17 protein-coding genes are annotated in these 20,259 nt (G+C 73.2%); 12 read left to right on the top strand and 5 right to left on the bottom strand.

What is annotated here, in order from left to right; all coding sequences use genetic code 11:
* Positions 1-19: 19 nt before the first annotated feature.
* The gene (gene valS / locus ACFQQI_RS06165; protein WP_378559474.1) at positions 20-2,662 is read right to left on the bottom strand and encodes a valine--tRNA ligase; all 2,643 of its coding nucleotides are present in this window, start codon (positions 2,660-2,662) and stop codon (positions 20-22) included.
* A 239-nt stretch (positions 2,663-2,901) separates the two neighbouring features.
* On the opposite strand from valS, the gene ACFQQI_RS06160 reads away from it, so the two are divergent.
* The 3 genes from ACFQQI_RS06160 to ACFQQI_RS06150 are packed head-to-tail and all read left to right on the top strand — an operon-like array spanning position 2,902 to position 5,585.
* Positions 2,902-3,789 (top strand): GNAT family N-acetyltransferase, encoded by an 888-nt coding sequence (locus ACFQQI_RS06160; protein WP_378559471.1) that lies wholly within the window; start codon positions 2,902-2,904, stop codon positions 3,787-3,789.
* 24 nt (positions 3,790-3,813) lie between these two features.
* Entirely contained in the window at positions 3,814-5,193 is a 1,380-nt protein-coding gene (locus tag ACFQQI_RS06155) for a bifunctional folylpolyglutamate synthase/dihydrofolate synthase (RefSeq protein ID WP_378559468.1), read from the top strand.
* Positions 5,190-5,585, top strand: coding sequence for a DUF4233 domain-containing protein (locus ACFQQI_RS06150; protein ID WP_378559465.1), 396 nt, complete (start codon positions 5,190-5,192; stop codon positions 5,583-5,585). The genes ACFQQI_RS06155 and ACFQQI_RS06150 overlap by 4 nt, the downstream gene beginning before the upstream one ends.
* Here ACFQQI_RS06150 and ACFQQI_RS06145 read toward each other — a convergent pair.
* Positions 5,574-6,899, bottom strand: a complete 1,326-nt coding sequence (locus ACFQQI_RS06145) for a PLP-dependent aminotransferase family protein (RefSeq protein ID WP_378559462.1) — start codon at positions 6,897-6,899, stop codon at positions 5,574-5,576. The two genes, ACFQQI_RS06150 and ACFQQI_RS06145, sit on opposite strands and share 12 nt — an antisense overlap.
* Before the next feature lie 70 nt (positions 6,900-6,969).
* Here ACFQQI_RS06145 and ACFQQI_RS06140 point away from each other — a divergent pair, with 70 nt between their 5' ends.
* The 7 genes from ACFQQI_RS06140 (at position 6,970) to rodA (ending at position 13,998) form a co-directional block, all read left to right on the top strand.
* Positions 6,970-7,665 (top strand): pyridoxamine 5'-phosphate oxidase family protein, encoded by a 696-nt coding sequence (locus ACFQQI_RS06140; protein ID WP_378559459.1) that lies wholly within the window; start codon positions 6,970-6,972, stop codon positions 7,663-7,665.
* Positions 7,666-7,675: 10 nt separating this feature from the next.
* Positions 7,676-8,083 (top strand): nucleoside-diphosphate kinase, encoded by a 408-nt coding sequence (ndk, locus tag ACFQQI_RS06135; protein WP_378559456.1) that lies wholly within the window; start codon positions 7,676-7,678, stop codon positions 8,081-8,083.
* Positions 8,084-8,228: 145 nt separating this feature from the next.
* Complete coding sequence (locus ACFQQI_RS06130) at positions 8,229-9,257, top strand: rod shape-determining protein (RefSeq protein ID WP_378559453.1); 1,029 nt, start codon at positions 8,229-8,231, stop codon at positions 9,255-9,257.
* Positions 9,257-10,165, top strand: a complete 909-nt coding sequence (mreC, locus tag ACFQQI_RS06125) for a rod shape-determining protein MreC (RefSeq protein ID WP_378559450.1) — start codon at positions 9,257-9,259, stop codon at positions 10,163-10,165. The genes ACFQQI_RS06130 and mreC overlap by 1 nt, the downstream gene beginning before the upstream one ends.
* Positions 10,162-10,674: a rod shape-determining protein MreD gene (gene mreD / locus ACFQQI_RS06120; RefSeq protein WP_378559448.1), complete on the top strand. Its 513-nt coding sequence runs from the start codon at positions 10,162-10,164 to the stop codon at positions 10,672-10,674. The genes mreC and mreD overlap by 4 nt, the downstream gene beginning before the upstream one ends.
* Entirely contained in the window at positions 10,674-12,800 is a 2,127-nt protein-coding gene (gene mrdA / locus ACFQQI_RS06115) for a penicillin-binding protein 2 (protein ID WP_378559445.1), read from the top strand. The genes mreD and mrdA overlap by 1 nt, the downstream gene beginning before the upstream one ends.
* Position 12,801: 1 nt before the next feature.
* The gene (gene rodA / locus ACFQQI_RS06110) at positions 12,802-13,998 is read left to right on the top strand and encodes a rod shape-determining protein RodA (protein ID WP_378559442.1); all 1,197 of its coding nucleotides are present in this window, start codon (positions 12,802-12,804) and stop codon (positions 13,996-13,998) included.
* Positions 13,999-14,139: 141 nt separating this feature from the next.
* On the opposite strand, the gene ACFQQI_RS06105 is transcribed toward rodA, so the two are convergent.
* Complete coding sequence (locus ACFQQI_RS06105) at positions 14,140-15,261, bottom strand: calcium:proton antiporter (RefSeq protein WP_378559439.1); 1,122 nt, start codon at positions 15,259-15,261, stop codon at positions 14,140-14,142.
* Between the two features lie 160 nt (positions 15,262-15,421).
* Between ACFQQI_RS06105 and ACFQQI_RS06100 the strand changes: the two genes are divergently transcribed.
* Positions 15,422-16,711 (top strand): ion channel protein, encoded by a 1,290-nt coding sequence (locus ACFQQI_RS06100; protein ID WP_378559436.1) that lies wholly within the window; start codon positions 15,422-15,424, stop codon positions 16,709-16,711.
* On the opposite strand, the gene ACFQQI_RS06095 is transcribed toward ACFQQI_RS06100, so the two are convergent.
* Positions 16,683-17,477, bottom strand: a complete 795-nt coding sequence (locus ACFQQI_RS06095; protein WP_378559433.1) for a ceramidase domain-containing protein — start codon at positions 17,475-17,477, stop codon at positions 16,683-16,685. The genes ACFQQI_RS06100 and ACFQQI_RS06095 overlap by 29 nt on opposite strands.
* 54 nt (positions 17,478-17,531) lie before the next feature.
* On the opposite strand from ACFQQI_RS06095, the gene ACFQQI_RS06090 reads away from it, so the two are divergent.
* Positions 17,532-18,962, top strand: a complete 1,431-nt coding sequence (locus tag ACFQQI_RS06090) for a PLP-dependent aminotransferase family protein (RefSeq protein ID WP_378559430.1) — start codon at positions 17,532-17,534, stop codon at positions 18,960-18,962.
* Here the strand turns inward: ACFQQI_RS06090 and ACFQQI_RS06085 are convergent.
* The gene (locus tag ACFQQI_RS06085; protein ID WP_378559427.1) at positions 18,904-20,223 is read right to left on the bottom strand and encodes an APC family permease; all 1,320 of its coding nucleotides are present in this window, start codon (positions 20,221-20,223) and stop codon (positions 18,904-18,906) included. The two genes, ACFQQI_RS06090 and ACFQQI_RS06085, sit on opposite strands and share 59 nt — an antisense overlap.
* Positions 20,224-20,259: the final 36 nt, after the last annotated feature.

The raw sequence follows: 20,259 nt of genomic DNA, 5'->3' as shown, positions 1-20,259 counted from the left end.
GAGTACGTCGGGCGCGGGCTCAGCCCTCGAGGGGGGCCAGCTCCGCCTCGACGGTGATCTCGGTGGCGCCGCCGTCGGCGGTGAACACCAGGTCGCCGACGATCTTGCCGGTCTTGCGCAGGTCGTCAGCCGCGTGCTCGGCCGCCCGGACCAGGGCCTCCGGGCCGCGGATCTCGACCCTAGAGAGCTCGGCGCGCATCGAGACCTTGGCGTTCGACTTCGCCCCGCGGATCCCGACCAACGCGGCCGCGACCGCGTCGAGCGTGATCGGGTCGCTCGCCGCCGCCGAGCCGAGCTCGCTGACGGTCGGCCAGGCGGCGTGGTGGATCGAGCCGCCCCCGAGCTCGGCGGAGCGCCACCACGACCAGACCTCCTCGGTGACGTACGGCAGGAACGGCGCCAGCAGCCGCAGCTGGACGTCGAGAGCGATCGCGAGCGTCGCCTTGGCGGAGACCGTCGCGGCGCCGCCCTCGTCGGCGTACGCCCGCTCCTTGACCAGCTCGAGGTAGTCGTCGCAGAACTCCCAGAAGAACTTCTCGGCGGCCTCGAGGGCGGAGGTGTAGTCGTAGGCCTCGAACGCGTCGGTCGCGGCGGTCACGACGTTCGCCAGCTTGCCGAGCAGGGCGCAGTCGACGGGCTCGGACACCTCGAACGGGTTCACGCCGGTGGCGCCGACGCCGCCGAGCACGAACTTGGAGGCGTTGAGCACCTTCATCGCCAGCCGGCGGCCGACCTTCATCTGGGTCTCGTCGAACGGCGAGTCCAGGCCCGGGCGGGCCATCGCCGCGCGCCAGCGGACGGCGTCGGCGCCGAACCGCTCGAGGACGTCGGTGGGGACCACGACGTTGCCCTTGGACTTCGACATCTTCTTGCGGTCCGGGTCGAGGATGAACCCGGAGACGAGCGCGTGCGACCACGGCGCGGCGTCGTTCTCGAAGTGGGCGCGGACGACGCGCGAGAACAGCCAGGTGCGGATGATGTCGTGCGCCTGGGTGCACAGGTCCATCGGGAAGACGCGCTGCCACAGGTCGTCGTCGGACTCCCAGCCGCCGGCGATCTGCGGGGTCAGCGACGAGGTCGCCCAGGTGTCCATCACGTCGGGGTCGCCGATGAAGCCCTCGGGCTTGCCGCGCTGGTCCTCGGCGTAGCCCTGCGGCGCGTCCGTCGACGGGTCGACCGGCAGCTCGTCCTCGCGGGGCAGCAGCGGGTGGTCGTAGTCGGGCTCACCGTCGGCGTCGAGCGGGTACCAGACCGGGAACGGGATGCCGAAGAACCGCTGCCGCGAGATCAGCCAGTCGCCGTTGAGGCCGCCGACCCAGTTGTCGTAGCGGTGCTTCATGTGCGCCGGGATCCACTGGATCTCGGCACCGCGGTCGAGCAGCTCGCCACGCAGACCTTCGTCGCGGCCGCCGTTGCGGATGTACCACTGCCGGGTCGCGACGATCTCGAGCGGCTTGTCGCCCTTCTCGTAGAAGTTCGTCATCCGCTGCGTGGACGTCGGCTCGCCGTCGAGGTCGCCGGTCTCCCGCAGCTTCGCGACGACGGCCTCACGGGCCGAGAACGCGGTCTTGCCCTTGAGGTCCTCGTACGCTGTGGCCGCGGGCTCGTGCGCCAGCCACTCGGGCGTGTCGCGGGCCATCCGGCCGTCGCGGCCGATCAGCGTGCGGACCGGGAGGTTGAGCTCGCGCCACCACTGGACGTCGGTGAGGTCACCGAACGTGCAGCACATCGCGATGCCGGCGCCCTTGTCCATCTCGGCGGCCGGGTGGGCGAGCACCGGGATCTCGACGCCGAAGACCGGGCTGGTCACGGTGGTGCCGAAGAGCGCCTGGTAGCGCTCGTCGTCGGGGTGCGCGATCAGCGCGACGACGCTCGGGATCAGCTCGGGGCGGGTCGTCTCGATGTGGACGGGCTCGCCGGACGGCTGGTGGAAGGCGACCCGGTGGTAGGCGCCGGCGTACTCCCGCGCCTCCAGCTCGGCCTGGGCGACGGCGGTCTGGAACGTGACGTCCCAGAGGGTCGGCGCCTCCTGGAGGTAGGCCTCGCCGCGGGCGAAGTTGCGCAGGAACGCGCGCTGGCTGACCGTCTGCGCCTTGGGGCCGATCGTCGTGTAGTGCTGCTTCCAGTCGACCGACAGGCCGAGCGTGCGCCAGAGCTGCTCGAAGACCTCCTCGTCCTGCTCGACGAGCTCCTCGCACAGGGCGACGAAGTTGGGCCGGCTGATCGGGATCTGCTTCTTCGGGTCCGGCTTCTCCGGCGGGGTGAAGTCGGGGTCGTACGGCAACGACGGGTCGCAGCGGACGCCGTAGTAGTTCTGGACCCGGCGCTCGGTCGGCAGGCCGTTGTCGTCCCAGCCCATCGGGTAGAACACGGACTTGCCGCGCATCCGCTGGAAGCGGGCGATCAGGTCGGTGTGCGTGTAGGAGAAGACGTGCCCGACGTGCAGGCTGCCGCTCACGGTCGGCGGCGGGGTGTCGATCGCGTAGACGTTCTCGCGCGGCTGGGAGCGGTCGAAGGCGTAGGTGTCGTCCGCCTTCCAGCGCTCGCTCCAGGTGGCCTCGAGGCCCTCGAGCGCAGGCTTGTCGGGTACGACGACGGCGCGTCGCTCCGCGCTCGGTGTCGTCCCCCCGGTGGCCGGTGCCTGGCTCTGAGTGTCGGTCATGGAAGAAATCCTAGTGGCGACCTCCGCTAGTTCGTCGGGGTCCCCGCCGCCCTGGTACGCACATCGCTGCGTTGGCAGCGCTCGAAAGACCCCGGTCTGTCTTCGCGCCGCCGCCTTGCGCTGCACGCACCCGGACGACGGCTACCCGCGACGACCTTCCGTCGGTCACCACTAGGGCGAGCGCTTCCGCCCGGAGAAACCGGTTGTGGCCAGCGGCATGCCGGTGGCTGACTTCCGTCATGCCATCCGCGCTCGAGTTCACCGACGACCCCGCCCGGTTCCTCGCCGAGGTCGATGCCCACCTGGCGGCCCAGCCGGTGGTGACGACGGTGATCGCGACGGTGACCGCGCGGATGGCGGAGCGTGGTGAGAATGCCTTCGGGGAGGCCCCCTACCGCTGGTGGGCGATCGCGCGCGACGGGGCCGACGAGGTCACCGGCGTGGCGATGCGCACCGCGCCGTTCGAGCCCTACCCGGCGTACGTGCTGCCGATGCCCGCCGACGCCGCCCGCGCCCTGGCGCGGGCGCTGCACGAGCGCGGGGAGCCGCTGCGCGGCGTCAACGGCGCCCTGCCGGCCACGCGGCTGGTCGCCGAGGAGTACGCGTGCCTGGCCGGGGGCGAGGTGTCGGTCCACGAGCACCTGCGCCTCTTCGAGCTCGGCGACCTGGTGGTGCCGCCCGCCCCGCCGGGGCGCCTGCGCCCGGCCGGCCGCGACGACGCGGAGCTCTGCCTGGCGTGGTTCCAGGACTTCGGGCGGGCGGCGGCCGAGCAGGCGGGTCGCAGCGAGCCGCACGCCGGCGTCGACTTCACGATGGACGAGATGGTCGCCCGCATCGACGACGGCATCGTCTGGCTCTGGGTCGACGAGTCCGGCGAGCCGGTGCACCTGACCGCCGCCAACCTCCCGGCCAACGGCGTCACCCGCATCGGCCCCGTCTACACGCCGCGGGAGAGGCGCGGTCGCGGGTACGCCAGCCGCGCCGTCGCCGAGGTCTCGCGGCAGTACGTCGAGCAGGGAGTGCGCTGCTGCCTGTTCACCGACCAGGCCAACCCCGTGTCCAACCACGTCTACGAGGCGATCGGCTACCGCGGGGTCGTCGACATGGTGAATCTCGTGGTGGGCTGACCCACCCCTAGACTCGGCCGCGAGATGAGCGACGTACCCGCACCCCGCCTGGCCGAGACCTACGAGGAGGTCGAGGACGCGCTGCTGTCCCGGTGGCCCGAGACCAGGCTCGAGCCGTCCCTCGACCGGATCCTCGCGTTCACCGAGCTGCTCGGCGACCCCCAACGTGCCTACCCGGTCATCCACCTGACCGGCACCAACGGCAAGACGTCGACGTCGCGGATGATCGACACGCTGCTGCGCGCGCTCGACCTGCGCACCGGCCGCTTCACCAGCCCGCACGTCGAGCGGATGACGGAGCGGATCTCGGTCGACGGCGAGCCGCTGTCCGACGAGGACTTCGTGCGCGCCTTCAACGACGTCGCGCCGTACACCCACCTCGTGGACGTGAGCCAGGACCACCCGCTGTCGTTCTTCGAGACCGTCGTCGGCATGGCGTACGCCGCGTTCGCCGACGCCCCGGTCGACGTCGCCATCGTCGAGGTCGGCATGGGCGGGGCGTGGGACGCCACGAACGTCGCCGACGCCCAGGTCGCGGTCGTGCTGCCCGTCGCCGTCGACCATGCGCGCTACCTCGGTGACACGCCGGTCGAGATCGCGCTCGAGAAGGCCGGGATCATCAAGCCGGGGTCGATCGCCGTGCTCGCGCAGCAGGAGCCCGACGTCGCGCAGCTGCTGCTCGACCGGGCCGCCGAGGTCGGGGCGACGGTCGCACGGGAGGGCCTCGAGTTCGGCGTCGTGTCGCGCGTGCCCGCGGTCGGCGGCCAGGTGGTCTCCCTGCAGGGCCTCCGGGGGCGGTACGACGAGGTCTTCCTCCCGCTCTACGGTGCCCACCAGGCGCAGAACGCCGCGGTGGCGCTGGCCGCCGTCGAGGCGTTCGTCGGCGCCAGTGGTGAGCAGAGCCAGCCGCTCGACGACGAGGTGGTGCGCGCCGCCTTCGCGGAGGTCACCTCGCCGGGTCGCCTCGAGATCGTGCGGCGCAGCCCGACGATCCTGCTCGACGCCGCCCACAACCCGGCCGGCGCGGAGGCCACCGGCGCCGCGCTCGCGGACTCGTTCACGTTCGACCCACTGGTCGGGGTCATCGGGGTGATGGCCGACAAGGACGCCGACGGGCTGCTCGCGGCGTTCGAGCCGCACCTCGCCCACGTCGTGTGCACCCAGAACTCCACCGACCGCGCGCTGTCGGCCGACCGGCTCGCCGCCGTCGCTCGCGAGATCTTCGGCGAGCACCGCGTCACCGTGGCACCCCGGCTTGCCGACGCGATCGACCAGGCCGCCGCGCTCGCCGAGGCCGGCGCGGCCGCATCGGTCGGCTCGGGTGCGGTGCTCGTCACCGGCTCGGTCGTGACCGTCGGCGAGGCGCGCAGCCTGATGGTCCGTCCGGAGCGAGGTCGCGGATGAGCGGCACGCCGTACCCCGAGCAGCCGGAGCGTTCCCCGCGGCGGGGCATGTGCGCGGCCGTGCTCAGCCTCGAGGCGATCACGCTCGGCCTGACCACCCCGGTGCTCATCACGATCGCCGACGTCGACACCGGTATCGCGCTGGCCGTCGGCCTCGGGCTGGCCGCGGTCTGCCTGCTGCTGGCCGGCATGCTGCGCGCGGAGTGGGCATACAGCCTCGGCTGGGCGGTGCAGGTCGCCGCGATCGGCCTGGGCTTCCTGATCCCGCTGATGTTCCTGCTCGGCGCGATCTTCGCGCTGCTGTGGGCCGCGGCGTACCTCCTCGGCCGCAAGATCGAGCGCGAGCGGGCCGAGGCCTACGCGGCGTACGACGAACAGCAGTCAGAGGACTGACGTCAGGGCCGCCAGCGCGCGGTCGAGCTCCTCGTCGGTGACGCCGCCGAAGCCGACCACGAGCCCGGTCAGCGTCGCCGAGCGGCAGTAGTCAGAGAGCAGGTTGACCCCGAACCCCGCCCGCCCGGCGGCCTCGCGGGCGCGCACCGCGTCGGCCTCGGGGAGCAGCCAGGTGGAGTACATGCCGGCGAGCGGCCCGGCCAGCTCGGCGTACGGCGACAGAGCGGTGGCGACCCGCGGCGCCCGCTCGGCGTACACCCGGCGGGCGGTGCGCACGACCTTGTCGACGTACCCGTCGCGCAGGAGGGCCAGGAAGGCGCGCTGCACCGGCCACGGCGCGCCCTCGTGGGTGATGACGCGGCGGGCGTTGAGCGGGCCGAGCAGCTCCGGCGGCGGCACCAGCCAGCCGAGCCGCAGCGAGGGGGAGACCGCCTTGGCGGCCGTGCCCAGGTAGGCGACGCGGGACCGGTCGAGGCTCGCCAGCGCGGGCACCGGGGCGACGTCGTAGCGGAACTCCGAGTCGTAGTCGTCCTCGACCACGATCGCCCCGGCCGCGCGGGCGGCGTCGAGCAGCGCCACCCGGTCGGGACCGGGCAGCACCCGGCCGAGCGGGTGCTGGTGGGCCGGGGTGACGTAGGCAGCGGCGACACCGCCGAGGTCGGTGACCCGCTCGAGCGCGGGCAGGTCGCGGACCTCGCGGCCGAGGCCGCGCACGGTCTCGACGGCGGCGCGGTAGCCCGGGTCCTCGAGCGCGACGGGTCCCGGCGGCAGCACGGTGAGGAGGTGGCGGAGCCCGTCGGTGGTGCCGTTCGTGACCACGACCTCGTCGGCGTCGACGGGTACGCCGCGGGTCCGCGCGATCCGGTCGGCCAGCAGCGCGCGGAGCTCGGGCAGCCCGCGCGGGTCGTCGTACCCCCGCGGCGGCCGGGCCGCCGACACCTCCCGCCAGGCCCGCCGCCAACCCGTGGCGTGCCGCGGGTCGATCCAGGGCGTGCCGGCGTCGAGCCGCACCAGCGGCTGCTCGACCGGCGTCCGCCCGGGGAGCGGTACGGCGTCGCGGGCCGCGCCGGTCGCGGCCACGAACGTGCCCGCGCCCCGGCGCGCCTCGAGCCAGCCCTCCGCGAGCAGCTGCTCGAAGGCCTGCTCGGTCACCGAGCGGCTGACGCCGAGGTCGGCGGCCAGCGCCCGGCTGCTCGGCAGCCGATCGCCGCGGGTGAGGGTGCCGTCGAGCACGAGCGCGCGGATCCGGCCGGAGAGCTGCACGCCGAGCGAGCCCGGTGCGGAGCGGTCCAGGACGACGGGGAGCGTGGACACGAGATTGGCCTGCCAGAGTGGTCGGGGATTGGCCCGTGTGCGCAGGCCACTTCTCCGTCAGGGTAGTCCCATGACCCTCCAGCAGTCCTCGACCCCGCTCTCGCCCACCCCGCGCACGACGATCGGGCGTGGCCGCAACCGCACGGTCGAGGACCGCGAGGCCCTGCACGCGCTGCTCACCGACGCCCTCGTCGCGCACCTCGGCGTCACCGTGTCCCGGGGCGGCGTCAGCCACCCGCTCGTGCTGCCCACGGCGTTCGCGGTCGACCTCGACGGTCCCGACCCCGACGGCACGCTCTACGTGCACGGCTCGGTGGCGGCCGGCTGGCTGCGCGCGGCGACCGACCGGACCGTCTGCGTGACCGTGACCGAGCTGGACGGCCTGGTGGCCGGGCGCTCGGCGTTCCACCACTCGATGAACTACCGCTCCGCGGTCGTGATCGGCCCGGCCCGGGTCGTCGACGACCCGGATGAGCGGCAGCACGCGCTGGACCTGATCGTCGACCACATGATCCCCGGCCGATCGGCGACCCTGCGCGCCTCGACCCGCAAGGAGCTCGCGGCCACCGCGGTGCTCGCCGTGCCGCTGCGCGAGGCGTCGATGAAGGAGCGTGGCGGCGGCCCCGTCGACGAGCCGGAGGACGTCGACGCGGGCATCTGGGGCGGGCACATCCCGCTGCGCCGCGTCGCAGGGGAGCCGGTCGCCGACGCGGACTCCACCGGGCCGGTCCCGGCCGACGTCGTACGCCGGGCGGCCGCTCTATAGGCTGCGCGCCATGAGCCAGCGCACCCTCGTCATCCTCAAGCCCGACGCCGTCCGCCGCGGCCTCGTGGGCGAGCTCGTCTCCCGATACGAGGCGAAGGGTCTGTCCATCGTCGCGATGGAGCACCGCACGATCGACGGCGCGCTGGCCGACCGGCACTACGCGGAGCACGTGGAGCGCGACTTCTACCCGCCGCTGCGCGAGTTCGTGACCAGCGGCCCGCTCGTGGTGCTGGTGCTCGAGGGCGACGAGGCGGTCGAGGTCGTGCGCGCGCTCAACGGCGCCACCGACGGCCGCAAGGCCGCCCCCGGCACGATCCGCGGCGACCTCTCGCTCTCCAACCGCGAGAACCTCGTGCACGGCTCCGACTCCGCCGAGTCCGCCGTCCGCGAGATCGGGATCTGGTTCCCCCGGCTCTGAGGCCTCACCCGACCGCGTGAAAGCGCTGGTCACCCCGCGTGTCGTCCCGGGGAGCCGCGGTCGTCGTTCGTAGCCTGTTGTCACTTCTTCCCCACCAGCACCACCCGACCCCCGGTCGGGGGGTGCGTCAGCGACAGGGCTAGGCATGGCGAACAGCTTCATCGGCCGCGACATGGCCGTGGACCTCGGCACCGCCAACACCCTCGTCTACGTGCGCGGCAAGGGAGTGCTCCTCGACGAGCCGAGCGTGGTCGCGCTCAACGACACCACCGGCGAGGTGCTGGCCGTCGGCCATGAGGCCAAGCGGATGATCGGGCGCACGCCCGACAACATCGCGGCGATCCGGCCGCTCAAGGACGGCGTCATCGCCGACTTCGAGGCGACCGAGCAGATGCTGCGCTACTTCATCGAGCAGGTGCACCGGCGGCGCTACTTCGCGAAGCCGCGGATGGTCATCTGCGTGCCCAGCGGCATCACCGCGGTCGAGCAGCGTGCGGTGAAGGAGGCGGGCTACCAGGCCGGCGCGCGCCAGGTCTACATCGTCGAGGAGCCGATGGCCGCGGCGATCGGGGCCGGCCTGCCCGTGCACCAGCCCACCGGCAACATGGTCGTCGACGTCGGCGGCGGCACCACCGAGGTCGCCGTGATCTCGCTCGGCGGCATCGTCACGAGCCTGTCCGTGCGCACCGCGGGCGACGACCTCGACCAGGCGATCGTCGCGTGGATGAAGAAGGAGCACGCGCTGATGCTCGGTGAGCGCACCGCCGAGGAGGTCAAGATGACCCTCGGCTCGGCGTTCCCGATGTTCGACGAGCCCGAGGCGGAGATCCGCGGTCGCGACATGGTCTCGGGCCTGCCCCGCACCGTGACCGTGTCCAGCTCCGAGGTGCGCCAGGCGCTCGAGGAGCCGCTGCACGCGATCGTCGACGCCGTACGCACCACCCTCGACCAGACGCCGCCCGAGCTGGCCGGCGACATCATGGACCGCGGCATCGTGCTCACCGGCGGCGGTGCGCTGCTGCGCGGTCTCGACGAGCGGCTGCGCCACGAGACCGGCATGCCGGTGCACCTCGCCGAGTCGCCGCTGACCTCGGTCGCCCTGGGTGCGGGCAAGTGCGTGGAGGAGTTCGAGGCGCTCCAGCAGGTGCTGGTCAGCGACCGGAGGCGCGGCTGATGGGGCGCGTCCGCCGGCCCTGGGGCCGCGATCCCGACCGCGACCGCCCGAAGACCGCGGTGCTCGTCGCGCTGGTGCTCGCCAGCCTGACGCTGATCACCCTCGACTCGCGGACGTCGTCGCCGGTCGACCCGGCGCGCCGCGCCGTCGGCGAGGTCCTCGGACCGGTCGAGGTCGCCACGGCCGCGGCGATCCGGCCGTTCACCGCCGTACCGGACTGGTTCCGCTCCCGTGACGCGATGCAGCAGGACCTCCTCGAGCTCCAGGCCGAGAACTCCGACCTGCGCTCGCAGATCGCGACCCACGACTACAACCGCAACCGGCTCGCGGAGTACGACGGCCTCACCGCCGCCGCCCGCAGCATCGGCTACTCGCTGGTCCCGGCCCGCGTCGTCGGCCTCGGTCCGTCGCAGTCGTTCTCCAGCACCGTGACGATCGACGCTGGCTCCGAGGCCGGGATCCACCCCGACCTGACCGTCGTCAACAACGACGGGCTGGTCGGCCGGGTGCTGCGGGTCACCCGCACCACCGCGACCGTGCTGCTCATCGTGGACCCGGACTCCGTCGTCGGCGGTCGCGTCGGGCGCAGCATGGACGTCGGCTTCGTGCACGGCCGTGGGGTGCTCGGCCGCGACGGCCGCCTCGACCTCGAGCTGGTCGACGACGCGGCCGTGCCCTCGAAGGGCGACACCGTCGTCACCTGGGGGAGCGAGACCACCGGCCCCTACGTCTCGGGTGTGCCGATCGGTCGCATCACCAGCGTCTACACGAGCGTGCGCGACAGCTCCCAGCGCGCTGTCGTCGACCCGTACGCCGACTTCGGCGCCCTCGACCTGGTCGGCGTCGTCGTCCCCAGCGGCACCGACAGCGACCGCGCCGTCATCGAGGCCGACGGGGGACTGCGATGAACGCAGCCCGCGTCGCCATCGCCGCGGCCGCCGTCGTGGTCACCCTCGTGCTCCAGGTCTCGTTCTTCCCGCACCTCGCCTGGGACGGCATCGTGCCCAACCTGGTGCTGCTCGTCGTCGTCGGTGCGGCGCTCACCCGCGGCCCGCAGTTCGCGGCCGTGCTCGGCTTCGCCGCCGGCCTCGCGATCGACCTCGCCCCGCCCGCCGACCACGTCGCCGGCCGCTGGGCGCTCGCCCTGGTCGTCGTCGGGTACGTCGCCGGCCGCGTGCGCCGCGACGCCCGCCCCACGCCGGGCACGGTGCTCGCGACGGTCGCCGCCTCGTCGTTCATCGGGACCTCGGTCTTCGCGCTCTCCGGGCTGGTGCTGCAGGACCCGGCCATGGGCATCCCCGAGCTGCTCGAGGTCGTGCTTGTCGGCGTGCTCTTCGACGTCCTGCTGACGCCCCTCGTGCTGCCGCCGGTGCTGGTGATGTTCCGCCACCTCGAGCCGGACCGGTCGCTCGCCTGATGTCCCCCCAGCAGAGGACGCAGCGCTCCGGCCGGCTGCGCCTGGTCGTCATCCAGGTCCTGGTCTTCTCCCTGTTCGCGACCCTGCTGGTGCGGCTCTACTACCTGCAGGTCGTCGGCGGCGAGGAGTACCACGCCCGCGCCGCGTCGCAGTCGGTGCGCGAGATCGTCGTCCAGCCGCAGCGCGGCCTGATCGTCGACGACCAGGGCCGCCCACTCGTCGCCAACCGCACGTCGTGGGTGGTCTCGATCGACCGCACCGTGCTCGGCAAGCTCACCGAGCGCCAGCAGGACGTCCTCGTGGAGCGGGTCGCCGGCGCCGTGCACGTGCCGGCGGGCCGGATCCGCAGGTCGCTGGTCACCTGCGGCGACGCGGGCTCCGAGCCGGGCGTGTGCTGGAACGGCTCGCCGTACCAGCCCGTGCCCGTCGCCACCGACGTGTCCGAGGCGGTCGCGCTGCGCGTGCTCGAGCAGCCCGAGGACTTCCCCGGCGTGCTCGCCGAGCAGCAGAGCGTGCGCGCCTACCCGCGGCCGTTCGGCATCAACCTCGCGCACGTGCTCGGCTACCTGAGCCCGATCACCGAGGACGAGCTCGACACCGCGCGCGAGGCCGACGACCCGTCGGTCAACGGCGCCTCGGTCGTCGGTCGCGCCGGCATCGAGCAGGAGTACGACGAGTACCTGCGCGGCATGCCCGGCTACCGCAGCGTCGCCGTGGACTCGATGGGCCGGGTGCTCGGCGACGACGGCGAGGTCGCGGGCACGCCGGGCGACACCCTCGTCACCAGCATCGACGCGAAGGTCCAGGGCGTCGTCGAGCAGCAGCTCGCCCAGACGATCCAGACGGCACGGGCGACCCGCGACACCGTGACGAACCGCAACTACGTGGCGGACTCGGGCGCCGCGGTCGTCATGGAGGCCGACACCGGCCGGATCGTGGCGATGGCCAGCCAGCCGACGTACGACCCCGCGACCTGGGTCGGCGGCATCAGCAAGAAGCAGCTCGCCCGGCTCTACTCCGACGACGCGGGCAACCCGCTGCTCGGCCGCGCGACGCAGGGCCAGTTCGCGCCCGGGTCGACGTGGAAGCCGTTCATGACGGCCGGCGCTCTCACCAACGGCTACTCGACCGACACGCGGCTCAACTGCTCGTCGGCGTTCCGCGTCGGCAACCGCGACTTCAAGAACTACGAGTCGGGCGCCTACGGCTACATCGGCTTCGCCCAGGCGCTCGAGGTCTCCTGCAACACCTTCTTCTACCGGGTCGGCTTCGACTTCTGGCAGCGCTTCGGCTCCGACGTCGCCGACGTGAAGGCCAAGGACCCGCTGGTCGCCGAGGCCAAGACCTTCGGGTTCGGCGAGGAGACCGGCATCGACCTGCCCGGCGAGTCGTCGGGCCGCATCGCCGACCGCGCCTGGAAGCGCGAGTACTACGAGTCGATGAAGGACTACTACTGCGGCATCGCCGACAAGCCGCAGGACAGCAAGACCAGCGACTTCGTCTACCTCTTCGCGAAGGAGTTCTGCGTCGAGGGCTACGCCTACCGCGCCGGCGACGCCGTGAACTTCGCGATCGGCCAGGGGGACACCCTCGTGACGCCGCTCCAGCTCGCGCGGGCGTACGCCGCGATCGCCAACGGCGGCACGTTGTGGGCGCCGCGCATCGCGAAGGCCGTCGTCGGCCCCGACGGCGAGCTGCTGCGGAAGATCCCGCCGAAGAAGACCGGCACCGTCGACCTGCCCGAGTCGGTGCTCACCTACATCGACCAGGCGCTCCAGGGCGTGAGCCGCCAGGGCACCATGGCCTGGCGACTGGGCGGCTTCCCGCTCGACCAGGTGACGATCCGCTCCAAGACCGGCTCGGCAGAGGTCCACGGCAAGCAGTCGACGTCGTGGGTGGCGTCGTACTCCGACGACTACGTCGTCGTGATGATGGTCAGCCAGGGCGGCACCGGATCCGGCACCTCCGGCCCGGCCATCCGCGCCATCTGGGAGACGCTCTACGGCATCGACGGCATGAGCGTGCGCCCCGACCGGGCCGCGATCCCGGGCACCACGCCGCCGGCCGGGCTGCCGACGTTCACGAAGGACGGCACGATCCTGCCGCCCGCGCGTGAGGAGGACTGACATGCCGCCGACCACGCCACGCCCCGGCTTCCGGGTCCCGCGTCTCGACTGGGTGCTGATGATCGCCGTCCTGGCGCTCGTCACGCTCGGCACGCTGCTCGTGTGGTCGGCGACCAGCCAGCGCGAGGACCTGACCGGCGGCGACCCCACGGCGTACCTGCGCAAGCAGCTGGTCAACATCGTCATCGGCCTGGTGCTGATGGCGCTCGTGCTCGCGACCGACCACCGGTGGGTGCGGATCATCGCGCCGCTGGTCTACCTCGCGTCGATCGTCGGCCTGGTGCTGGTGCTCACGATGGGCACCTCGATCAACGGGTCGCAGTCGTGGCTGCAGCTCGGCGGGATGTCGATCCAGCCGTCGGAGTTCGCCAAGCTCGCCGTGGTGATCGGGATGGCGTTGTGGGTCGCGGAGCGGGCCGACGTACGCCGTGGCGGCTCCGCTGGCTCCGGGGGAGGCCTCGGTGACGTGGCCGGCATGCTGGCGATCGCCGGCGTCCCCGCGGCGCTGATTCTGCTGCAGCCCGACCTCGGCACGATGCTGGTGCTGTCGGCGACCGTGCTGGGGGTCATCGCCGTCTCGGGCGCACCGCGCCGGTGGCTCGGCCTGCTCGTCGCCGGCGGCGTCACCGCGGCGATCGCCGCGGTCGCGGCGGGCTTCCTCAAGCAGTACCAGGTCGACCGGTTCCTCGCCTTCACCAACCCCGACCTCGACCCGCGCGGCGCCGGCTACAACGTCGAGCAGGCGCGCATCGCGGTCGGCAGCGGCGGGCTCTTCGGCGAGGGCCTCTTCGACGGATCCCAGACCCGGGCCGGCTTCGTGCCGGAGCAGCACACCGACTTCGTCTTCACCGTCGCGGGGGAGGAGCTCGGGCTGGCCGGGGCCGCCCTGCTGGTCGTCCTCCTCGGCCTGGTGATCTGGCGCGCCCTGGCGATCGCCGCCCGCACCGACGACACGTTCGGCCGGCTCGCGGCGGCGGGCATCGCCTGCTGGTTCGCGTTCCAGGCCTTCCAGAACGTCGGGATGTGCCTGGGCATCATGCCGGTCACCGGCGTACCCCTGCCGTTCGTGTCGTACGGCGGCAGCTCGATGTTCGCCGTGATGCTGGCGGTCGGCCTGCTCCAGAACATCCACCTGCGTGCCCAGGCCGCCCCCGCCGCCCGGCTGGCGCCCCAGTCTCGCGTGCTCGTGCCCCGCTGAACCGGGGTGCTGGTGCGGTCGGCTGCCCGGTGTCGGTTTCCCCGGTGGGCCGGGGAAACCTGATCTTTTCGGGCGAAGCTTCGGCCCAAGACGTCAGGTTTCCCCGGTGGGCCGGGGAAACCTGCGCGCCGGCGCCCACCGCTAGGGATTGACCGCCAGGAACACGAACGCCGCGAACAGCGACAGGTGCACGTAGCCCTGGAGCGACTTGGACCGGCCGGGCACGACGGTGAGCGCGGCGACGATCACCGAGACCAGCAGCAGCACGATCTGGGTCGACTCGAGGCCGAGCACCAGCGGGCCGTCGAGCCAGATCGAGGCGATCGCGATGGCCGGGATCGTCAGGCCGATGCTGGCCATCGCCGACCCGTAGGCGAGGTTGAGGCTGATCTGCACGCGGTTGCGGGCGGCGGCCCGGACGGCGGCGATCGACTCGGGCAGCAGCACGAGCATCGCGATGATGACGCCGACGAACGAGTGCGGGAAGCCGACGGCGTCGACCGCGTCCTCGATCGGGTAGGACTCCACCTTCGCCAGCCCGACGACGGCGACGAGGCCGAGCAGCAGCAGGGCGAGGCTGGCGAGGGCCGCCCGGCCGCTCGGCGGGTCCGCGTGGCCGTCGCCGTCCTCGTCGAGGTAGCCGTCGGGGATGTCCTGTCCGCGGCCGGGCTCCACCGGCAGGAAGAAGTCGCGGTGCTTCCCGGTCTGGGTGAGCACGAAGATCGCGTAGAGCCCGAGCGACGCGATCGCCGCGAAGGTCAGCTGCGCGGGCGAGAACTCCGGTCCGGGCGTGGTGGTCGTGAAGCGCGGCAGCACCAGCGTCAGGGTGGCCAGGGTGACGACCGTGACCAGCGCGGCACCGGCCCCCTCGGGGTTGAAGACCGCCATCCGATACTTCACGGCGCCGACCACCAGCGCCAGGCCGGCGATGCCGTTGAGCGTGATCATCGCCGCGGCGAACACGGTGTCGCGCGCGAGCGCGGACGTGTCTCCCGGCCCGCTCACCATCAGCGTCAGGATCATCGCCACCTCGATGACCGTCACCGCCGCGGCGAGGAGCAGCGAGCCGAACGGCTCGCCGATCCGGTGCGCCACGACCTCGGCGTGGTGGACCGCGGAGAGCACGGCGCCGACCAGGAAGATGCCGATGGCGACCGCAGCCACCACGCCCGGATGCTTGCCCCACGAGATCGCCAGCACGATCAGGGCGAACGGAGGTGCGAGCGTCGTCCAGTGGAACCTGCGGGATGGGCTGACGCTCATGCACGTACTCGCTTCGCTCCGTGCGCGCATGAGGCACAGCACGCGCTGTCCTGGATGACTCGCTCGCTGCGCTCGCTCATGGTCGAAACCCTACGGGTCGACTCGACTCACCCGCGTCGGGTGAGCCTCCGGCGAGAGAGATCGCCCTACGGTGCTACGGGTGACGAGTGCACCCGAGCGCTCCCTGCCGGAGCTTCCGGGCCGGATGGACCTGCTCCGGATGACCCCGGCAGCGATCGTCGTCGGCGTCGGATGTGGCCTGACCCTGCTCGGGCTCTCCCTGCTCGCCGAGCAGCTCCAGGACCTCGTCTGGGACGACCTGTCGGGCGCGCTGGGAGCCGACTCCGACACCTGGTGGTGGATCGTCACCGTGCTCACGGCCACGGGGCTGCTCGTCGGCCTGGTCGTGCGGTTCGCTCCCGGACACGCGGGACCGGACCCGGCGACCGCCGAGCTGGTGGAGTCGCCGATCCCGCTCCGGGCGCTGCCGGGCCTCGCGCTCGCGCTGGTGCTGATGCTCGCCGGCGGGGTGAGCCTCGGCCCCGAGAACCCGATCATGCTCGTCAACGCCTCGCTCGTCGTGCTGATCGGCATGCGGCTGCTGCCGCGCGTCGCCTCGCCCGCGTGGATGGGCATGAGCATCGCAGGGACGATCGGCGCCATGTTCGGTACGCCGGTCGCGGCGGCGCTGCTGCTCACCGAGGCCCAGGCCGGCGACCCGAGGATCCCGCTCTGGAACCGGCTGTTCGCGCCGCTGGTGGCGGCCGCCGCCGGGTCGGCGACGATGCTGACGCTCTCCGACATGGACTTCCGGATCGACGTCCCCGCCCACGACGGGTTCGAATGGGGCGACGTCGCCTGGGCCGTCGGTGTCGCGTTGCTGACCGCCCTGCTCGGGCTGGCCGCGTCGTACGTCATCACCCCTCTGCACCGGCTCTTCCAGCGCCTGACGAACCCGGTGCTGATGCTCACCGTCGGCGGCTTCGTCCTCGGCTGGCTCGGCGTCCTCGGTGGCCCGGAGACCCTCTTCAAGGGGCTCGACGAGATGAAGACGGTCTCGAACGACATCACCGACTACTCCAACGGCGAGCTCGTGCTGATGACCGTGGTCAAGCTCGTCGCGCTGCTCGTCGCGGCGGCGGCCGGCTTCCGGGGCGGCCGGATCTTCCCCGCGGTCTTCATCGGCGTCGTCGCCGGCTGGGCGGTCGTCGGGATCTTCGACAGCGCGCCTCCCGCCGTCGTCGTCGCCGCCGGGGCGCTCGGCATCACCGTCGCCGCGACCCGCAGCGGCTGGCTGTCCCTCTTCCTCGCGGCGACGATGGTGCCCGACGTCGACCTGCTGCCCATCCTGCTCATCGCCACCCTGGCCGTCTGGTTGCTGGTCGCCGGCCGCCACGAGCTGCGCGCCGATCCTCCGCCACCTAGGGCTGACCCACCTCCCGCTCGCTGACCCAGAAGCGGAAGAGCAGGTACGCCGAGACCGCGTCCAGCAGGTGCCAGACGGCGTGGCCCTGCACGAGCGAGTGCGGGTCGCACCAGGCCGACTTCGTGACGGTCCAGATCACGAACGCCAGCAGGATCGTGCCGAGCGCCGCGCCGCCCACCCGCAGGTCGGTCCGCGTCGGGCCGTGTCGCCGCCAGAGCCCGACCTCGACCACGGCCGCGGTGAGCAGGAGGGCCGCGAACGCGAGGTTGCCGGCGTACGTCACGACCGGGACCTCGCGGTCGTAGAGCCCGACCAGCTCGCAGGCCGCGACGAACAGGCTGAAGACCTGCCAGAAGAACAGCCGGCCCTGGCCGACCCGCCGCATCAGTGCGTACGCCGCGGCGAAGGACGCGACGAGGTACATGCTCAGCATGTCGAGGTGGCCGCCCAGGTCCGACTGGGTGGCGTGCATGGCCGCGCTGGCCGGACCGAGGAACACCACGACGCAGGCGTACGCCGTCGCCAGCCCCTCGTGCCGCGGGAGCACGGCGCCGAGCCGGTCGGGACGGCCGGCGTGCCACGCGACCAGCAGCCCGGCGACGACGAAGCCCACGTTGGAGAACGAGTTCGCGGGCTGCTTGACGAGGCCGTCGCGAGCCGCCTCGCAGAAGTTCGCGCCGCGGCCGACGTCGTCGCCGAGCCACCCGAAGCGGACCGCGAGCACCAGCAGCACCGTCGACACCACCGCCGTGGCCGCGGCGTACGCGAGGGGCCGGAGGGATCGGGGCACGAGCGGGACTCTAGAGGCAGGCCTGATGTCGGTGCCGTCTGCGACAGTGTCGCCGTGGACCTGGCGGTGGACCTGAGCGCGCGGGGCGACCGGACGACGGCGATCTACCGCGCGCTGCTCGGGGCGATCCGGGCGGGGCGGCTGGCTCCGGGCGACCGGGTGCCGCCGACGCGGGTGCTGGCGCGCGACCTGGGCGTCTCGCGCACGACCGTGGCGACGGCGTACGACCGGCTGAGCGCGGAGGGCTTCCTCGCGACGCGCGTCGGCGCGGGCACCTACGTGACCGACCTCGCGACGCCGGTGACGCGCGAGCCGAGGCCCGGCGCGCTGCGACCACGGGAGGGGTGGACCTTCACCCCTGCCCCGACCAGCGGCGGCCAACCGCCCCCGGCCCACGACTTCCGGGTCGGCATCCCCGACGCCTCGCTCTTCCCGTTCGACGCGTGGCGCCGGCTCCTCGCCGCGGAGGTGCGCGCGGGTGCGCACACACCGGGCACGTACGCCGCGCCGGCCGGCCACCCCGACCTGCGCGCCGCGATCTCCCGCTGCATCGCCGTCAGCCGCGGGGTCACCGCCGACCCCGAGGACATCCTGGTCACTCGCGGGGCGCAGCAGGCACTCGACGTCGTGGCGCGCGTCCTGGTCGAGCCGGGCGACGTCGTCGCCGTCGAGGACCCCGGCTACCCGCAGGCCCGCGACGTGTTCGCGTCCCACGGCGCGCGCGTCGTGCCGGTGCGCGTCGACGACGAGGGCCTCGTCGTCGACGAGGTGCCGCCCGAGGCGCGGGTCGTCTACACGACGCCGTCGCACCAGTTCCCCTACGGCCCGCCGCTCTCGCGCCGCCGCCGCGAGGTGCTGCTCGAGCTCGCCGACCGCCACGGCATCGCGGTCGTGGAGGACGACTACGACAGCGAGTTCCGGTTCGTCGAGGGCCCGCTCGACACCCTCCACTCCCTCGACGCCCACGGCCGGGTGCTCTACCTCGGCACCTGGTCGAAGTCGCTCCTGCCCGCGCTCCGGTCCGGCTACGTCGTCGCGCCCGAGTCGCTCCGCGAGGCGCTGCGCGCCGCCCGTCAGCTCGCCGACGGTCACGGCGAGCCCGCCACCGAGGCCGCGCTGGCGCGGTTCATCTCCGACGGCCTGCTCGCCGCCCACGTCCGGCGCGCCCGGGCGGCGTACGCCGAGCGCCGCGCGCTGCTGCACACCGAGCTCGACCGCCTGCTCGGCGACCGGCTGACCGTGGTGCCGTCGGCCGCCGGGCTGCACCTCACGGCGACCTTCACCGATCCCGCGGTCGACGACCGGGCCGTCGTCGCGGCCGCGGCCGGCGAGGGTGTCGCGCTCGACGCGCTCACGTCGTACGCCGTCGGGCCGGGCAGCCGGTCGGGGCTGGTGCTGGGCTACGGCGCGCTGCGGCCGGAGACCGTCAGACCGGGGCTGGAGCTGCTGGCTCGGCAGGTCGAGCGGTCCGCGCCATCCAGATGAGCGCGGCGGCGCCGACGACGAGCTGGGGGAGCAGGTACTTCCCGGACACGACCAGCAACGCCAGCGTGGCGACGACCGAGACGGCGGCGGAGCGCCACGCCCAGGTGCCGCGGGGCAGCAGCCGGAGTGCGGCGGCCGTCCCCACGACGTACACCAGCGAGAAGGCGCCGGTCACCAGCAGCATGGTGCGCTCGACCTGCACGCCCGTGACGGCGATCGCCACGAGCGTGCCGATGGCGCCGGCGGTGACGACGAGCAGCGAGTGGCGGGGCACGGCGCCGGCCGTCGAGCCGTGCGCGAACCACGCCGGCAGCGACCCGTCCCGGCCGAGCGCGGCGCCGAGCCGCGCGCTGCCGGCGAAGTAGGCGTTCATGGCGCCCAGCGACAGGAGCACGGCGACCACGGTGGTCACGATGCGGGCGGGCTCGCCGAAGCCGAGCACGAGAAGGTCCGAGAGCGGAGCCTTGCCGGTGCGCGCCCCGAGCACGGCGACGGTAGCGAACGCCACGCCGAGGTAGAGGACGCCCATGACGACCAGGGCGATCGCGGTGGCGCGGCCGATGTCGCGGTGCGGGCGGCGGTACTCCGCCGACAGCGACGACACGACCTCCCAGCCGGCGAACGCCCAGATCAGCAGCGCCGCCGCGGAGCCGATCGACGCCCAGCCGTGCGGGGCGAACGGCGTGAGGTTGTCGGTGGTCGCGTGCGGGAGCGACACCAGCGTGGCGACGGTCAGCAGCAGGGCGAGGACGCCGGCGATCGCCAGCTGCACGCGCCCGGAGACCCGGATGCCGTACCAGTTCATCACCGCGACGGCGAGGATCAGCAGCCCGGCCGTCGCCAGCTGGGTCTGCCGGCCGCCGCCGAGGCTGTCCGCGACGTACGCCCCGGCGAAGCCGGCCGCCGCCGGCGCCCCCAGCGGGATCGCGAAGTAGAAGCACCAGCCGATCACGGTCGCGACGCGGGCGCCGAAGGCGCGGCGGGCGTACGTCGAGACGCCGCCACCGTCCGGGAACCGCGACCCGAGCGCGGCGAACGTCGTCGCGAGCGGCACCGAGAGCAGCACCAGCGCGCCCCAGGCGACCAGCGACGCCGGCCCGGCCTCGTGGGCGGCGAGGGCCGGCAGCGAGATGACGCCGGTGCCCAGCACCGCGCCGAGGGTCAGCGCGGCGCCCTCGGGGACACCGAGGCCGCCGTGGGCCACCGGGTCGTCGGCCGCGGTGTCGAGCGGGATCGGGTCGGGGGTCAGCGAGCGCGTCACGCGGCAAAACTAGGGCCGCGCGGACCGGCGCTGCAG

It is taken from the genome of Nocardioides sp. GCM10030259 (genome assembly GCF_042666375.1).
Lineage (GTDB): Bacteria > Actinomycetota > Actinomycetes > Propionibacteriales > Nocardioidaceae > Nocardioides.
Note: the sequence above shows the minus strand (reverse complement) of the source record. Positions and strands in the feature narration are given on the sequence as shown.

Bases quoted from the DNA above. Each gene is read 5' to 3' on its own strand.
- valS (WP_378559474.1), bottom strand. From the start codon at position 2,662: ATGACCGACACTCAGAGCCAGGCACCGGCCACCGGGGGGACGACACCG.
- ACFQQI_RS06160 (WP_378559471.1), top strand. From the start codon at position 2,902: ATGCCATCCGCGCTCGAGTTCACCGACGACCCCGCCCGGTTCCTCGCC.
- ACFQQI_RS06155 (WP_378559468.1), top strand. From the start codon at position 3,814: ATGAGCGACGTACCCGCACCCCGCCTGGCCGAGACCTACGAGGAGGTC.
- ACFQQI_RS06150 (WP_378559465.1), top strand. From the start codon at position 5,190: ATGAGCGGCACGCCGTACCCCGAGCAGCCGGAGCGTTCCCCGCGGCGG.
- ACFQQI_RS06140 (WP_378559459.1), top strand. From the start codon at position 6,970: ATGACCCTCCAGCAGTCCTCGACCCCGCTCTCGCCCACCCCGCGCACG.
- ndk (WP_378559456.1), top strand. From the start codon at position 7,676: ATGAGCCAGCGCACCCTCGTCATCCTCAAGCCCGACGCCGTCCGCCGC.
- ACFQQI_RS06130 (WP_378559453.1), top strand. From the start codon at position 8,229: ATGGCGAACAGCTTCATCGGCCGCGACATGGCCGTGGACCTCGGCACC.
- mreC (WP_378559450.1), top strand. From the start codon at position 9,257: ATGGGGCGCGTCCGCCGGCCCTGGGGCCGCGATCCCGACCGCGACCGC.
- mreD (WP_378559448.1), top strand. From the start codon at position 10,162: ATGAACGCAGCCCGCGTCGCCATCGCCGCGGCCGCCGTCGTGGTCACC.
- mrdA (WP_378559445.1), top strand. From the start codon at position 10,674: ATGTCCCCCCAGCAGAGGACGCAGCGCTCCGGCCGGCTGCGCCTGGTC.
- rodA (WP_378559442.1), top strand. From the start codon at position 12,802: ATGCCGCCGACCACGCCACGCCCCGGCTTCCGGGTCCCGCGTCTCGAC.
- ACFQQI_RS06105 (WP_378559439.1), bottom strand. From the start codon at position 15,261: ATGAGCGTCAGCCCATCCCGCAGGTTCCACTGGACGACGCTCGCACCT.